14 protein-coding genes, 1 tRNA gene and 2 pseudogenes are annotated in these 15,474 nt (G+C 55.6%); 16 read left to right on the top strand and 1 reads right to left on the bottom strand.

Annotated elements, in window-relative coordinates:
• The first annotated feature begins 145 nt into the window (after window positions 1-145).
• The 9 genes and pseudogenes from cysS (at window position 146) to RHM62_RS15155 (ending at window position 9,254) form a co-directional block, all read left to right on the top strand.
• Window positions 146-1,540, top strand: coding sequence for a cysteine--tRNA ligase (gene cysS / locus RHM62_RS15195; RefSeq protein ID WP_322122908.1), 1,395 nt, complete (start codon window positions 146-148; stop codon window positions 1,538-1,540).
• Window positions 1,541-1,545: 5 nt separating this feature from the next.
• Entirely contained in the window at window positions 1,546-2,196 is a 651-nt protein-coding gene (locus RHM62_RS15190) for a DNA-3-methyladenine glycosylase (protein ID WP_322122907.1), read from the top strand.
• Between the two features lie 52 nt (window positions 2,197-2,248).
• Window positions 2,249-3,223, top strand: coding sequence for an acetyl-CoA carboxylase carboxyltransferase subunit alpha (locus RHM62_RS15185; protein WP_322122906.1), 975 nt, complete (start codon window positions 2,249-2,251; stop codon window positions 3,221-3,223).
• A 14-nt stretch (window positions 3,224-3,237) separates the two neighbouring features.
• The gene (locus RHM62_RS19095; protein WP_416172267.1) at window positions 3,238-3,513 is read left to right on the top strand and encodes a hypothetical protein; all 276 of its coding nucleotides are present in this window, start codon (window positions 3,238-3,240) and stop codon (window positions 3,511-3,513) included.
• Window positions 3,417-4,640, top strand: a complete 1,224-nt coding sequence (tilS, locus tag RHM62_RS15180) for a tRNA lysidine(34) synthetase TilS (RefSeq protein ID WP_416172334.1) — start codon at window positions 3,417-3,419, stop codon at window positions 4,638-4,640. The genes RHM62_RS19095 and tilS overlap by 97 nt, the downstream gene beginning before the upstream one ends.
• Window positions 4,641-4,740: 100 nt before the next feature.
• Window positions 4,741-5,991, top strand: a complete 1,251-nt coding sequence (locus RHM62_RS15175; protein ID WP_322122905.1) for an aspartate kinase — start codon at window positions 4,741-4,743, stop codon at window positions 5,989-5,991.
• 79 nt (window positions 5,992-6,070) lie between these two features.
• Window positions 6,071-6,163: transfer RNA gene (locus tag RHM62_RS15170), tRNA-Ser, on the top strand.
• Between the two features lie 226 nt (window positions 6,164-6,389).
• A pseudogene (locus tag RHM62_RS15165) lies at window positions 6,390-8,090 on the top strand (methyl-accepting chemotaxis protein).
• A 312-nt stretch (window positions 8,091-8,402) separates the two neighbouring features.
• Entirely contained in the window at window positions 8,403-9,254 is an 852-nt protein-coding gene (locus tag RHM62_RS15155; protein ID WP_322122902.1) for a PA4780 family RIO1-like protein kinase, read from the top strand.
• A gap of 14 nt (window positions 9,255-9,268) precedes the next feature.
• On the opposite strand, the gene RHM62_RS15150 is transcribed toward RHM62_RS15155, so the two are convergent.
• Complete coding sequence (locus RHM62_RS15150) at window positions 9,269-9,499, bottom strand: hypothetical protein (protein ID WP_322122901.1); 231 nt, start codon at window positions 9,497-9,499, stop codon at window positions 9,269-9,271.
• Window positions 9,500-9,683: 184 nt separating this feature from the next.
• On the opposite strand from RHM62_RS15150, the gene RHM62_RS15145 reads away from it, so the two are divergent.
• The 7 genes and pseudogenes from RHM62_RS15145 (at window position 9,684) to RHM62_RS15115 (ending at window position 15,409) form a co-directional block, all read left to right on the top strand.
• A complete protein-coding gene (locus tag RHM62_RS15145) occupies window positions 9,684-10,268 on the top strand; it encodes a hypothetical protein (protein WP_322122900.1) in 585 nt (194 codons plus the stop codon).
• A gap of 573 nt (window positions 10,269-10,841) precedes the next feature.
• Window positions 10,842-11,159: a flagellar transcriptional regulator FlhD gene (flhD, locus tag RHM62_RS15140; RefSeq protein WP_322122899.1), complete on the top strand. Its 318-nt coding sequence runs from the start codon at window positions 10,842-10,844 to the stop codon at window positions 11,157-11,159.
• A gap of 61 nt (window positions 11,160-11,220) precedes the next feature.
• Window positions 11,221-11,775 carry a flagellar transcriptional regulator FlhC gene (gene flhC / locus RHM62_RS15135; RefSeq protein WP_322122898.1) on the top strand — a complete coding sequence of 185 codons (555 nt, stop codon included), beginning with the start codon at window positions 11,221-11,223 and terminating at the stop codon, window positions 11,773-11,775.
• Window positions 11,776-11,964: 189 nt separating this feature from the next.
• Window positions 11,965-12,609 (top strand): class I SAM-dependent methyltransferase, encoded by a 645-nt coding sequence (locus RHM62_RS15130; RefSeq protein WP_416172333.1) that lies wholly within the window; start codon window positions 11,965-11,967, stop codon window positions 12,607-12,609.
• 303 nt (window positions 12,610-12,912) lie between these two features.
• Complete coding sequence (motA, locus tag RHM62_RS15125; protein ID WP_322122896.1) at window positions 12,913-13,773, top strand: flagellar motor stator protein MotA; 861 nt, start codon at window positions 12,913-12,915, stop codon at window positions 13,771-13,773.
• A gap of 36 nt (window positions 13,774-13,809) precedes the next feature.
• Window positions 13,810-14,828, top strand: a pseudogene (gene motB, locus RHM62_RS15120) (flagellar motor protein MotB).
• A complete protein-coding gene (locus RHM62_RS15115) occupies window positions 14,825-15,409 on the top strand; it encodes a chemotaxis protein (RefSeq protein WP_322122895.1) in 585 nt (194 codons plus the stop codon). The pseudogene motB and the gene RHM62_RS15115 overlap by 4 nt, the downstream one beginning before the upstream one ends.
• Window positions 15,410-15,474 lie beyond the last annotated feature (65 nt).

Below are 15,474 nucleotides of genomic sequence, written 5' to 3'. Positions count from 1 at the left end.
GGCGGAAAGCAACATACTATCAAAATTAGCCAACTAAAAGGGTTTTGGTGAGCGCGTTGTTTATTCATCTCGAGCAACGTTATCGGCTCGATTGTTGAACCGACGTTCGCCATGCAACCTGTGCTTCCGAACCCTGAAATTCCCTATGACTTCCCTGAAAATCTACAACACGCTCGCGCGTGAAAAGCAGTTGTTTACGCCGATGGTGCCTGGCGAGGCGCGGATGTATGTCTGCGGCATGACCATCTACGACTACTGCCACATCGGCCACGGCCGCATGATGATGGCGTTCGATGTGGTCTACCGCTGGTTGCAGGTGTCCGGCTATAGCGTGACCTATGTGCGCAATATCACCGATATCGACGACAAAATCATCCGTCGTGCGGTCCAAAATAACGAATCGATTTCGTCGCTGACTGATCGTTTCATCGACGCGATGGCCGATGACACCGGCGCGCTCGGGATTCTGCCGCCCACGCATGCACCACGCGCTACCCACTACGTGCCGCAGATGCTGAATATGATTACGCGTTTGCAGGAAAAAGGTCTGGCCTACCAGGGTGACGATGGCGACGTCAATTATTCGGTTCGCGATTTCCCCGGCTACGGGAAATTATCCGGCAAGTCGCTAGACGATCTGCGCGCCGGCGAGCGGGTGGATGTCAATACGGGTAAGCGCGATCCGCTTGATTTCGTACTCTGGAAAGCGGCCAAGGATAGCGAGCCCGACGATGCCAAATGGGCCTCACCGTGGGGCCGCGGCCGTCCCGGTTGGCATATCGAATGCTCGGCAATGGCGTGCGCCTTGTTAGGCGAGCAATTCGACATTCATGGCGGTGGTACCGACCTGCAATTTCCTCACCACGAAAACGAAATCGCCCAATCCGAGGGCGCGAACGAAAAACCATTTGCCAATTATTGGTTGCATAACGGTCATGTGCGTATCGACAATGAAAAAATGTCGAAGTCGCTGGATAACTTCTTCCTGATCCGTGACGTGCTGGCCAAATACGATGCTGAAGTCTTGCGCTTCTTTATCCTGCGCGCACACTACCGCAGTCCGTTGAACTACTCCGATACGCATCTTGATGATGCCCGTGTGGCACTGACCCGCTTGTACACCGCGCTTAAGGATGTTGCGCCGTCGCCGGATGCGCTGGATTGGGCATCGCCTTATCCGCAGCGTTTTGCCGAAGCGATGGATGATGACTTCAATACGCCGCTGGCGCTGGCTGTTCTGTTCGATCTGGCCACTGACATTAATCGCAGTCGCGACCCTGCGCTGGCTGCGCAATTGCGCGCCCTGGCTGCAGTGCTGGGTTTGCTCGAACGCAGCCCGATGGAATTCCTCCAGGGTGCCCACGGTACTGGCGCCAGTGACGAAGACAACGCGCTGATCGCAGAAAAAATTGCCGCGCGTATTGCTGCCAAGATTGCCCGGGACTACGCAACGGCGGATCGTTTGCGCGATGAACTGCTGGCTGCCGGTATCCTGCTGGAAGATAAACCGGGCAACATTACCGAATGGCGAAGGGCTTAAGCGGCATGGCAAATTTGATGGAAATGGTCGGCCAGCTTGGCGCGCCAAGCTATTGGGAAGACGCCAAGATCGAGCTGATGAAGCGTGACCGCATCATGCGTAGATTGATTCCGCAATTCGGCGACGTGCATCTGACCGGACGCGGCGAGCCGTTCGTCACACTGGCGCGCTCTATCATCGGCCAGCAGATTTCGGTCAAGTCGGCCGAAGCAGCATGGCAGCGCTTCCTGCTGGTGTGTCCGAAGTCGACGCCGGCTCAGGTGGTCAAAGCCGGCGCTGCGGACTTGGCCGGGTGCGGCTTGTCCAAGCGCAAGGCTGACTATATTCTCGATCTCGCCGAACACTTCAAGGCCAAGCGTGTCCACGCCGACAAATGGGCTGAAATGGACGACGAGGCAGTTATCGCCGAACTGATCCAGATCCGCGGCATCGGTCGCTGGACGGCCGAAATGTTCTTGATCTTTAACCTGCTGCGCCCCAATATCCTGCCGCTGGATGACGTTGGCTTGCTCAACGGTATCAGCCTGAATTATTTTTCCGGAGAACCCGTGTCGCGCAGCGACGCTCGTGAGGTGTCAGCCAACTGGGAGCCGTGGCGCACGGTCGCTACCTGGTACTTGTGGCGCAGCCTCGAACCGGTGCCGGTCGTCTACTAATGCTTCGCTGGATTTTCCAATTTTCTGCATGCCGTAATAAAAGGGGAGCACGATGACAAAAACAACTTTCCTGTCATTTGAAACACCGATCGCCGAACTGGATTCGAAGATCGACGAACTGCGTTTCGTGCAGGATGATTCTGCTGTCGATATTTCAGAAGAAATCGACCGTCTGGCCAAGAAGAGCCAGCAACTGACCAAGGATATCTACGCCAAGCTGACGCCATGGCAAGTGTCACAGATCGCCCGCCATCCGCAGCGACCGTACACGATGGACTACGTTAATGAAATCTTCACCGACTTCCATGAACTGCATGGCGATCGCAGCTACGCCGATGACCTGTCGATTGTGGGTGGTCTGGCCCGTTTCAATGGGCAGGCCTGCATGGTGATTGGTCATCAGAAGGGCCGTGACACCAAGGAGCGCGCGCTGCGTAACTTCGGAATGCCGAAGCCCGAGGGTTATCGCAAGGCGCTGCGTCTGATGAAAGTCGCCGAGAAATTTGGCCTGCCGATCTTTACCTTCGTTGACACGCCAGGTGCGTTTCCCGGTATCGATGCAGAAGAGCGTGGCCAATCCGAAGCGATCGGCCACAACCTGTACGCGATGGCCGAGCTGAAAGTGCCACTGATTGCTACCATCATTGGCGAAGGCGGCTCCGGCGGCGCGCTGGCAATTGCCGTTGGCGATGCGGTGCTGATGTTGCAATATGCGACGTATTCGGTGATTTCGCCCGAAGGCTGTGCGTCGATTTTATGGAAGACGGCCGAGCGGGCGTCCGATGCTGCCGAAGCACTTGGGCTGACCGCACATCGCCTCAAAGCCATCAACTTGATCGACAAGATTGTCAACGAACCTCTGGGCGGTGCACATCGTGATCCGAAGCTGATGGCGTCGATGCTCAAGCGCGCACTGGCCGATACATTGCGCCAGTTCACCGGGATCAAAACCAAGGACCTGATCGCGGCGCGCCATGACAAGTTGATGAGCTATGGCAAGTTCAAGGAAATCGCTGCGCCGGAATGAGGGTGTAATTCGTCTTGAAAAATCAGCAAACACCTGGCATCGATGATGTCTTTGACCGTGCCCTCGCCGTAATCCGGGAGCGCATAGCCGTCTCTGTACCGGCGGCCGGTGGGGCACTGGCGATCGCGTACAGCGGCGGCCTTGACTCATCGGCGCTGCTGTATCTGGCGCACCGGCATGCAAAAAAAACGGCATCCGTCTCTTCGCCTTCCACGTCCATCATGGTCTCAGTGCTGACGCCGATGACTGGCTCCAGCATTGCGCCAGCGAGTGCGCGCGTCTCGACGTGACGTTTGCCGCACAGCGCGTGCAACTTGCCGATGCAGGTGCCAGTGGCATCGAGGCCGCCGCCCGTAGCAGTCGCTACGCCGCGCTGGGCAAGATGTGTCGCGATCACGATTTGCCGTTATTGCTCACAGCCCATCATCAGGATGACCAGGCCGAAACCGTCTTGCTGCAGTTGCTGCGCGGTTCCGGCGTTGCTGGCTTGTCGGGCATGGATACTGCCAACTGTGCGCCTGATCTGCTCGGCGATGCGGAGCTGGTCATGGCGCGTCCGCTGCTGTCGTTGTCGCGGATGCAGCTCGCTGCGCTCGTCGCCAAAGAAGGCATCACGCATGTCGATGACGCTTCCAATCTCGACACGCGCTACGCCCGCAATGCCCTGCGTCACGAAGTGATGCCGGCGCTGGCAAGATTTTTTCCGGGTTTTCAGCATCGGCTGGCGCGGACCGCCAACCATGCGCAATCAGCGCAACGGCTGCTTATTGAGTTGGCCACGCAGGATCTCGCGTTGTGCGCTGCCGGAGAGGCGCTCGACATCAGCTGCCTGCGCCTGCTCAGTCCCGATCGGGCAGACAATCTGCTGCGTTACTGGTTCGGTTCGCGCGGTGTGCGCATGCCGTCGACATCGTGGTTGCATGAGATGCGCACCCAGTTGTTCGAGGCCAAGCCTGACGCGCAACTGTGCGTCACGCACGCCGATTGTCATATCCGGCGTCATCGTGATCACGTCTTCATCACCCCGCACCGGATCGAGTTCGATCCCGAGGAATTGCCGGTGATCGGCTTTCGCTGGAGCGGCGAGGCGCAGCTGGATTTTCCTGCTCTAAATGGTTCGCTGATGTTCGATGCTGCAGAGCAGGGCGTCGCGTCGGACTGGTTGACCGGGCAGGCCCTGGCGATCAGTTTGCGCAGCGGCGGCGAGCGACTCAAGCCGGCACCGAACCGCTCGACCCGTGCCCTGAAATATCACTATCAGGCGGGCAATGTTCCGGCCTGGGAGCGCGAGCGATTGCCGGTCGTACGGGTCGGAAAAAAGCTGCTGTTCGCAGCCGGCGTCGGCATGGACTGCCACCATTTCAGTAGCGCTGACGGGCCGCGTATTGCCTTGCGCTGGGTCTTCGCAGCAGATTGATGCCGCTGCAAGGCTTGTCATTTCACCTCGTAGCGGGTACAGTCGGCGACTCGTTTTTTGGTTTGTTTTTTTAACGCAAGCAGTTTTTTCTACTATTCCTATGGCTTTGATCGTTCATAAATACGGTGGCACATCGATGGGCTCGACCGAGCGCATCAAGAATGTAGCCTTACGAGTTGCCAAATGGCATGACGCGGGTTACCAGATCGTCGTGGTTCCGTCGGCAATGTCCGGCGAAACCAATCGTTTGCTGGGCATGGCCAAAGAGCTGATGGCGCAACCTGATCCGCGCGAAATGGATATGCTCGCGTCGACTGGCGAGCAGGTATCGGTAGCGTTGCTGGCGATGGCCTTGAAGGCCATCGGCAAGGACGCTGTCTCGTATGCCGGCTGGCAAGTCGCGATCAAGACCGACTCGGCCTTCACCAAGGCCCGCATCCAGTCGATCGATGATGCCAAGGTACGCAATGATCTTGATGCCGGTCGTATCGTGATCATCACCGGCTTTCAGGGCGTCGATGCCGACGGCAATATCGCCACCTTGGGTCGCGGTGGTTCGGACACGTCGGCGGTCGCGGTGGCGGTGGCCATGAAAGCGGAAGAGTGCTTGATTTTTACGGATGTCGATGGGGTTTATACGACCGATCCGCGCGTTGTTACTGACGCGCGCCGGCTCAAGACCGTAACTTTCGAAGAGATGCTGGAAATGGCCTCGCTAGGATCGAAGGTATTACAGATCCGATCGGTCGAATTTGCCGGTAATTACAAGATGCCAACCCGGGTACTGTCGTCGATGACTGACCCGATGCTGCCGCTGGAGATCGAAGCCCGCTCCGGCACCCTGATTTCGTTTGAGGAAGACACAAATATGGAACACGCCGCCATCACCGGTATCGCCTTCAACCGCGACGAAGCCAAGATCACCGTGCTGGGTGTCCCGGATCGTCCGGGTATTGCCTACCAGATCCTAGGTCCTGTTGCCGATGCGAACATCGAAGTCGACATGATCATCCAGAACCAGTCGGTCGCCGGCAAGACCGACTTCACGTTCACCGTGGCGCGCGGCGAATACCAGCGTTCGATGGAAGTGCTCAACGGCAGCGTCAAGGAACATATCGGTGCCGGTAGTATCGCTGGCGATGCCAAAGTTTCGAAAGTATCGGTAGTTGGCGTCGGCATGCGCAGTCATGTTGGTATTGCCTCCCAAATGTTCCGGACCTTGTCGGAAGAGGGCATCAATATCCTGATGATCTCGACGTCTGAAATCAAGATCTCGGTACTGATCGATGAAAAATACATGGAGCTTGCCGTACGTGCGCTCCACAAGGCCTTCGAACTCGAAAGCGCCTGAAATGTTTGATTGACCAAGCAGGCTCGAATAGCTATGATTCGAGGCTTGCTGAAATGAGTCATGCGACTTGTTAAAGCGTGGAGACGTGGCCGAGTGGCCGAAGGCACATCCCTGCTAAGGATGCATACGGCTTATACCTGTATCGTGAGTTCGAATCTCACCGTCTCCGCCAGATTGAAAAGAAAAAGCCCTTGGAAACAAGGGCTTTTTTTTGCGTGCTGATTTCTCTGACACCATCAAATAGTAGTAGATTATTCGATAATAGTATTTTTATATATGAAATATAGTGAATATTATTTTTAATAAAAATAATATGTTATTCGTTAAAGTGGTTGGTAGTATCTAAGGCGTGCAGTCCGTATTCGTATGACTTGCTTCTTTGAATAACAGGAGATCAAATGTCTATCGCACAACGTTTGTATGCATTGATTTTTGGCGCCGTCGCTGGCCTGGTGGGAATTAGCTGTGTTGGTCTCTATCAGCTACAGAGCGTCTATACGGCAGCCAATTATTCCAACGTCAATACGATACCGAGCTTCAGGCTGATCGATTCTGCTTATGTGGACGTATCGGAGTTGCGAACGAAGTTTTGGCAATATCTTGCTCTGAGGGATCCCGTTCAGCGCAATGAAATGGCAGCGCGTATGACCGGACTTCATGCCAAAGCAGCTGATGCTTTTGCTACTTATGAACGAGACTTTATTTCTGATGACAAAGATCGTCAGTTGTTGCAAGCAAGTCTTGCCCATGTGCTTACTTACGAAACCATGCGCCTAAAAGCAATCGCGCTGGCTAATGACGATAAAAACGAGGAAGCGCGTGATCTGGCATTGGCCAATCAAGGTCTGTACGTGTCGGTTCAAAAAGGATTTGAGGCCCACCTTGCGTATAACGCTGCGCTTGGTAAAAAGGGGGCAGACGAGGCCGCATCGCTGGTATCACACGCAACCTGGCAGTTGATCTTGATCGCTACTCTGGTGAGCTTGGCCACGGCGGTTACTGGATTACTGCTGGTGAGGAAACTGTCGCAGTCATTTGCACAAGCGATACGGATTGCGCAGACCGTCGCTGCCGGCGACCTGACCTCGGAAATCGATATACGGTCGAAAGATGAAATTGGCCAATTGCTGATTGCGCTTAAGTCGATGAACGACAGCCTGACGGATATTGTCGGTCAAGTCCGTGCCGGCACCGAGACCGTGGCGACGGCATCGGGCCAGATCGCCAGTGGCAATCATGATTTATCCAGTCGTACTGAAGAGCAAGCTGCATCCCTCGAAGAAACTGCCTCGTCGATGGAAGAATTGACATCGACCGTACGGCAAAATGCCGATAACGCGCGTCAGGCAAATAGCCTTGCCTCGTCGGCGTCTGATATCGCCAGCAAGGGCAGTAGCGTCGTGGCGCAAGTGGTCGAGACGATGAATTCGATCAACGATTCATCCAAGAAAATTGCCGACATCATCAGCGTCATCGACGGTATCGCCTTCCAGACCAATATCCTGGCGCTGAACGCGGCGGTGGAAGCCGCCCGTGCCGGCGAGCAGGGGCGTGGTTTTGCGGTAGTCGCCAGTGAAGTGCGTAATCTGGCGCAGCGCTCAGCCAGCGCGGCAAAAGAAATCAAGGCTTTGATCAACGATTCCGCCGAAAAAGTCGATGCCGGTTCGCGGTTGGCCGGGCAGGCCGGCAGCACGATGGACGAGGTTGTCAGCAGCGCCCGGCATGTGACCGACATCATGGCCGAAATTATGGCTGCCAGTCAGGAGCAGACCGTTGGCATCGAGCAGATCAATCAGGCCATCATCTAGATGGATAGCGTCACCCAACAGAACTCGGCGCTAGTCGAAGAAGCCTCTGCCGCAGCTGAATCGCTGCAGGATCAGGCCGCCATGCTGGCCGTCGTGGTCGGGCACTTCAAGTTCGCAGGCGCGGCAGCGATGACAGTCCAGTCGAGCCGAGTTGCGAACCGTCAGTCAGTATCCCGGCCGGCAGCGCCCGCAAGGAGCATCGCCAAGCCCAACGCTGTAAAGAAAATTGCGCCGAAAAAACTTGTCTCGGTGGCAGAAGGTGGTGCCAATGCCGGTTGGCAAGAATTCTAATCCATAACAACGGGCAGAATCGTTGTCGGCGGATTCGGGGCCGATCGGATAAATCCCGGCGGCCTACAGGTTTGCTTAGTATCGTTATTACTATTTACTCACCTGAAGTCCCGCTGGCGCGAGCGGGCAGGGTACACTGCGGGCAAATCACAGCATGTTGTTGCTGGATAAACCGTATAGCCCATCAGCGCACCACCTCCCGTTGTAGTGTCGCAGCAGCCGTTATTTGCCGACGGGATCCGCCGATGCTGTTAGCCGATTCTTTGCCTGCGCGAGGTGATACGCGGGCCAACATCCCATTCGGCACTACCCATGAAAACCCCAAAAAGAATCCAGCCACTGGTTGAAGAAGGCCTGATCGATGAAGTGATGCGTCAGCTGATGAGCGGCAAGGAAGCCACCGTCTACGTAGTGCGTTGCGGCGACGATGTGCGCTGCGCAAAAGTCTACAAGGAGGCCAACGAGCGCAGCTTTCATCAGGCGGTTGCCTATCAGGAAGGTCGTCGCGTCAAAAACAGCCGCCAGGCCCGTGCGATGGAAAAAGGAACCCGCTACGGCCGCAAGATGGCTGAGGAAGTCTGGCAAAACGCTGAAGTCGACGCGCTCTACAAGCTAGCCGCCGCAGGCGTGCGCGTGCCGGTGCCTTACATCTGCTTTGAAGGTGTGCTGCTGATGGAACTGGTTACCGCAGCGGACGGCAATGCCGCGCCGCGGCTCAATGATGTCGAGCTGACCCGTGAACTGGCACTTCAATACCATGCCGTGCTGTTGCATCAGGTTGTACTGATGCTGTGCGCCGGAGTGATTCATGGCGATCTGTCCGAATACAACATTCTGGTGGATGCGCAAGGTCCGGTCATCATCGACTTGCCGCAAGCCATTGATGCTGCCGGCAGTAGCGTCGCGGCTGACATGCTCGATCGCGACGTGACCAATCTGGCCAATTTTTTTGGTGTTGTCGTACCGGAGTTGCTCAGCAGTCAGTACGGTAAGGAAATTTGGAATCTGTACAAAGATGGCTTGCTGACCCCGGATACGCCGTTGACCGGTGTAGTCGCCGCGCCGGTACACGACGCCGACGTCGGCGCAGTAATCCGCGAAATTGCGCTGGCACGCGAGGAGGAAGAAGAGCGGCAACGTCGCCTGGCCGAATCACAATCCTGATTCGCCGGTGTCGGCTATTCTGCGGAAAACTCGGCTGCGGCCCTGGCCGTGCCCAGTGCTTGCCGGTAACTGGCAAACGGCGCGTCATAGCTATCGATAACACTGTCCTCGCCAATAAAATGAACCCACCAGCCATCTGCCAATTCTTGAAGCACGATATCGCCCTCGCGGCCCTGGCCCGATAGAGCTTCTTCTGAATCCAGTGTGAGGATGCGTATGGTGTGGTGCACGATCAGAGTAGCCATGGTCAATCCGTAGTGGTCAGGAGCGTCGCGGTATCAAGGCATTGATATTACTGCAACGCGAGTCCTGCCGATATGTTCGCGACTGTCGGTGCGAGGTTGGTTTTGGTATTCGTAACGGGCATAATCCGTTGGCAGATCATCATGCAGAAAACTATCAAGCTGCAGGCCTATCAAGGAGAAGTGATTGAAGCATCGTCATTACGGGGTCGTCGTAGGAGCCACGTTGCTGGCTCTCGCGGTGTTCTGGCAAATTGCGCGCGAAGTCAGGCCGACAGCATCGGAATCTTTGGTGAGTAAGCTACCTGCGCCGGCCACGGGAGCGATGCTGGTGCCGCCATCGGAGCCCGTCGCAACAGAGTTTTCGCCGTCGGTCAGTGGCGCTTCCTTTGCGACGCCGCCCGAGTTGCTCGCCAGGCGCAAAGCCGGGCGGGCGCAAATGGACGAACGACTTCAGTTGCAACCTGATGCCAACAACCACAAGCAAGCCGATCATGATGCCCGCCGCAAAGCGCCTGATGACGTGCGCCAGGCCCAGGACCGGGCGCGCACCGAAGAGGCCGAGCTGCGCCAGCGTCAGGATGAATTAACCCGCCAGCAGAAAGCCACCGCAGCCGAGCAAAAATCGCCGCAACAAGTTTGTGCTGATCGGCCCAATTTCATTAGTCGCGGTATTTGCGAGGCCTACGAGTGCGAAAAATCTGAGCGTCTCAACTTGCCATTTTGTATCGAGATGCACGAGCGCCGTGCTCCGTCTGACTATATCAACTAACTTTCCCCGCTGAAGGCTGTCTGCCTTCCTCCCGCTTGCGTGCTCTTGTGGTCTGGCCTTCAGCGGCGGGCAATGTCGATCGAATAAAAATAAAGTCCTTACTCGCCCTAAAGTTTGTCGCTGCTCTGCCGATAACTACATTCAAGCAAGGTAATTAACACATCGGACTTATTTGCCCCTCAGCCCTAAAGTTCACGATTTCGTTGCCGTTAATGATAAGCAGATGATGTGATTGAGCAACAAATTTAATTATTGAGTCGAAATTGGTTAATTAATTGAATTGGTTTCGTTCAAAAAGTTGCCCAAAGTTATGTCATATCAGGCCCATGTTCAGTGCGTCAATTTTTAAGAAAATGTCGCTGGATCAAGGCCCAGAGCCACTTGGCACCTCTTTAAAACAGAGCGTGCAAGATAGCGCGTCGCCCGTGTAGGTCAAACTCCGTCATGCAAGCCCTCCTAATTTCCGTCAAGAAATACCGGTTAGTGCCTATTCCCCCCCTATGTCCGTCCGATCAGAATGCATTCACTGGCTGAGCAAAACGCTTACCGGACCACATGCTGAGGGGCAAAACAATGGATACGACTGGGATGATGGCTGAGATCCGTGATGCAAATCTGGGTTATCTAATGCTTGCGCAGCAAATGATTCGTGCCGACAAGGCGACTGCGATTTACAGGCTTGGTGTCAGTAGCGAAATCGCCGACCTGATCGCCGGCCTCAATAACGCCCAGATTCTAAAATTATCCGGTACTAGCATGATGCTGGCCCGCTTCCGCTTTGAAGACGGCGCCATCCTCGGCATGCTGACCAACTACAACAAGGATCGCGCCTTGTCGCAGTCCCATGCCGCTATCCTGATGGCCAGCCAGGGCGTCGAAGAAATCGTTTAATCCATTCATCGCAGGCGATTCCGCGCAGTACATCAAACAAGCAGCAAATCGAGGTGACATCATGGCTAAAAAAAGTGTCGTTACAGAATCCCATGAAATCCAGCTGGCGATCGAGTTGATCAAGCTGGGAGCCCGGTTGCAGTTGCTGGAGTCGGAAACCTCGTTGTCACGAGAGCGCTTGCTGAAGTTGTACAAGGAACTCAAGGGTGTCTCGCCACCGAAGGGCATGTTGCCGTTTTCGACCGACTGGTTTATTACGTGGCAACCGAACGTGCACTCGTCACTGTTCATCAATATTTATAAATTTCTGCAAGAACACGCCCACATCACCGGCATCGTGGCGGTGGTCAAGGCCTACAAGTTGTATCTGGAACAAATGGGCCCGGAAGGCGATGAAGAGCCAGTCCTGTCACTGACTCGCGCCTGGACGATGGTGCGTTTTTTTGACAGCAAGATGCTGAGCACAGCTTGTTGTACCGAATGTAACGGCCATTTCGTCGTGCACCAGCTCGACCTCAACAACGGTTATGTCTGCGGCTTGTGCCACATGCCGTCACGCGCCGGTAAAACCCGCAAAGCGAAGGAAGCAGCACAGGCAGCAGTTGCCAGCACATGATCAAGTGGGCATGATGTCGCAGCCTGCATGTTCCGTTAAAGAGTCCTTGCCGTGCCATTCCTGTCGCTCCCTCTTCCTGTTTCCTTGAAATCGCCTGCAGTCCGTGCGCTTCTGCTGCAATTACTTTCCTTTGTCATCGTGGTCGCTGGTGTGCTCGTATTCTGGAGAGCTGCCGGCCAAGTCCTGCCTCTGTGGCTGCTCGCGGTCCTGCAAGGATGCATCGCCGCGGCACTGACGCGTTGGCGGGCGATGGCCAGCTGGTGGCTACCAATCCAGTTGCTATTTGCGCCGGCGCTGGTGCTGGTATTCGGATGGCAACTGCCTTCCTGGATTTTTTTGTTGGCTTTTTTGTTGATGCTGGGACTCTACTGGAGTACTTATCGCACGCAGGTTCCCTTGTACTTGTCCGGTCCGCGTGTCTGGCATACGGTGAACCAATTGCTGCCGGTGCGACCATTACGTGGGATCGACATCGGCAGCGGGCTGGGTGGTCTGGTGCTCGATCTGGCTGACCGCCGGCCCGACAGCCATTTTTTTGGCATCGAACTGGCACCGTTACCGTGGCTGTTCAGCTGGCTGCGCGCACGCGTGCATGGCAGTTCCGCCTGTTTTTTACGCGGTGATTACCAGGCACTGGACTTTTCGGGCTTTGATGTGGTGTTTGCTTACTTGTCGCCGGTGGCCATGCCACCGCTCTGGGCCAAGTTTCAGAATGAAATGCCCGTCGGTGCGCTGCTGGTGAGCTATGAGTTCGCCATTGAAGGGCAGCCTGCCGATGAAATCCATCAGCCGATCAAGGAAGGGCCGTATTTGTATGTCTGGCACAAGCACTGATTTCGCCTGAAAGACAAATAGCCGGGTTTGTGTCCTGAGAGCCCCACTTCAATAACATTCAATTAACAATCCATTTTGTTTCTGCCATTTAGCACTTAAAATCGAGCACCTTCTTTCAGCTAAAGTGTTACCTGTGGTAAATTCCACAGGCGCTATATTGGGATTTTGGTTCGGGACCAAAGGGTAAATGCGCGATCATTTTTTTCGTGATTTGATGCCGCCAAGAAAGGCTGCACGGATTACCAAGAGTGAATTTTTAACCGCCGGACGGCGGCTGCCGTCGGTGTTGACCGGAGTAACTGCTTGTTAGTCATCATTGGATATATCGTTGTCATGTTGTCGGTGTTTGGCGGTTTCGCCATGGCGGGCGGCCATCTTGCTTCGCTATGGCAACCAATTGAGCTATTGATGATTGGCGGCGGCGCGCTAGGCGCTTTTTTTGTCGGCAATAACGGCAAGGCGATGAAGGCAACAATGCAGGCCTTGCCAACTTTGTTGAAGGGGTCGAAATTCACCAAGTCGCTTTATATGGATTTGATGTCGTTGATGTTCGAGATCCTGACAAAAGTGCGTAAAGAAGGATTGATGTCGATCGAGGGTGATGTGGAGAAACCGGAAGAAAGTCCGATTTTCAGCAAGTACCCGAGCATCATGCACGACCATCACGTCGTCGAATTTATTACCGATTATTTGCGCTTGATGGTGTCCGGAAACATGGACGCATTCCAGATCGAGAACCTGATGGACAATGAAATCGAAACGCATCATCACGAAGGTGAGGTTCCTGTCCATTGCATCGCCAAGCTTGGTGATGGCTTGCCGGCGTTCGGTATTGTCGCGGCAGTAATGGGCGTGGTGCATACCATGGCATCGGTCGGGCTGCCACCCGCTGAGCTCGGCATTCTTATCGCCAATGCGCTGGTGGGAACCTTTCTTGGCATCTTGCTGGCCTATGGTTTCGTCGGCCCGCTGGCTAGTCTGCTCGAGCAAAAGCTCGACGAATCCACCAAGATTTACCAATGTATCAAGGTGACTTTGCTAGCTAGCTTGAACGGCTATGCTCCGGCGCTGGCGATCGAGTTCGGCCGCAAAGTGTTGTTCTCGACGGAGCGGCCGACCTTTGGCGAGCTCGAAGAACACATCAAGCAATCAAAATCCAAGTAATCGGGCGAGCAATGAAACCACGTAGCAGGGCACATCATGGCTGACGAAGGCACCCGCCCCATCATTGTCAAACGCATCAAGAAGGTCGCCGGCGGACATCACGGCGGAGCCTGGAAAATTGCGTACGCCGACTTCGTCACCGCAATGATGGCCTTCTTCCTGCTGATGTGGCTGCTGGGATCGACGGCGAAGGGTAGCCTCAGTGGTATCGCCGAATACTTTCAAACGCCGTTGCTAGTGGCGATGGGCGGTGGTTCGGGTTCCGGCGATAGTTCTAGTGTTATTCAAGGCGGCGGTCAGGATCTGACGCGCAAAGATGGCCAGGTCAAGCGCGGTGAGACCGTTGCGCCGAAAAAACTTACAACATCAAGGCATCGCAGTCTGACCTTGAGAAAGCATTGGAGAAAGCCGAGGCCGGTCAGCTCAAAGCGCTGAAAGTGAAGATCGAGGCCTTGATCGAATCGAATCCGACGCTCCATAAATTCAAGAATCAGCTACTGCTCGATATCACCAGTGAAGGCTTGCGCATTCAGATCATCGACGAGCAGAACCGGCCCATGTTCGCTTCAGCCAAGGCCGAGTTGCAGCCTTACACCAAAGATATCCTGCGCGAAATCGGCTTCTCACTCAACGACGTGCCCAACAAGATCAGCCTGTCCGGCCACACCGATGCCTCGGCTTATTCGAGCGGTGAAAAGGGCTACAGCAACTGGGAACTATCGGCCGACCGGGCCAATGCGTCGCGCAAGGAACTGATCTATGGCGGCATGAACGAAAGTAAGGTTTTGCGCGTGGTCGGGCTTGCCTCGGCGGTGTTGTATGACAAGGAAAATCCGTACAACCCGGTTAATCGTCGCATCAGCATTATCGTCATGAACAAGAAAGCCGAGGACGCCGCGTCGCGCGAAGGCGCGCGTGCGGTCAATATCGTCACCGGCGACGAAGACGGTGCCGAAGTAAGCGTGGGTCCCGCCAGCGTGACCGGTACACCCGCACCGGCACCGGCAGCGGCACCAGTGCGCGCCCCCGTCCCCGCCGTCGCGGTGCCGCGATGAACCCGCTCGAATCCGGAACGGATCCCCTGATGTCGCCGGACAATCCGCTGGCATGCCATATCCGCCAGCTGTTTGGCGCGGTGGCCGGGCAGGGCACCAGTCACCTTGCCGAAGTCGAAACTGACCTCACCCAAACCGCGTTGCTGCTGACTGAAGCAATCGACAAACTGGGTGCGAGTTTCATGTCCATCCATGCGGTTATCAGCGCTCAGCAGGAGGCCATCGCGCGCTTGCTGGAAGGGGAGGCGGCTGACAAGGATCAACGTGCGCATTGGCAAGTGATGAAACACGACATCGACCGGCACGTCAATGCGGCCATGACCGGTTTGCAGTTCCAGGATATGACGAGCCAGTTGCTGCAACGCTCGCTGGGCCATGTCGACAGCCTGCGCGGCATGATCCAGGTGCTCGGTACGACGGCTGCAGCGATCGGTCCGGATGCTCCTGTTGATCAGGTGGTCGCGCAACTGGCGCTTGCCAGCGGCGGGATAGCCAGTAGCCGCGTTCTACTCGACGGCGCGCAGTCAAGCAAGGCCGTCAGTCAGACGCATATGGAATCAGGCGATATCGAATTATTTTAAGCACGCTGACCTTCCGGTAGACGGTGGCGTAGCGACATTTCGAACAACGAACAGATCAACAGCAT

Source organism: Actimicrobium sp. CCC2.4 (genome assembly GCF_034347385.1).
In the GTDB taxonomy this organism is placed as follows: Bacteria; Pseudomonadota; Gammaproteobacteria; order Burkholderiales; family Burkholderiaceae_D; genus Actimicrobium.
The sequence above is the reverse complement of the archived record's forward strand: the minus strand, read 5'-3'. Positions and strand labels throughout refer to the sequence as shown.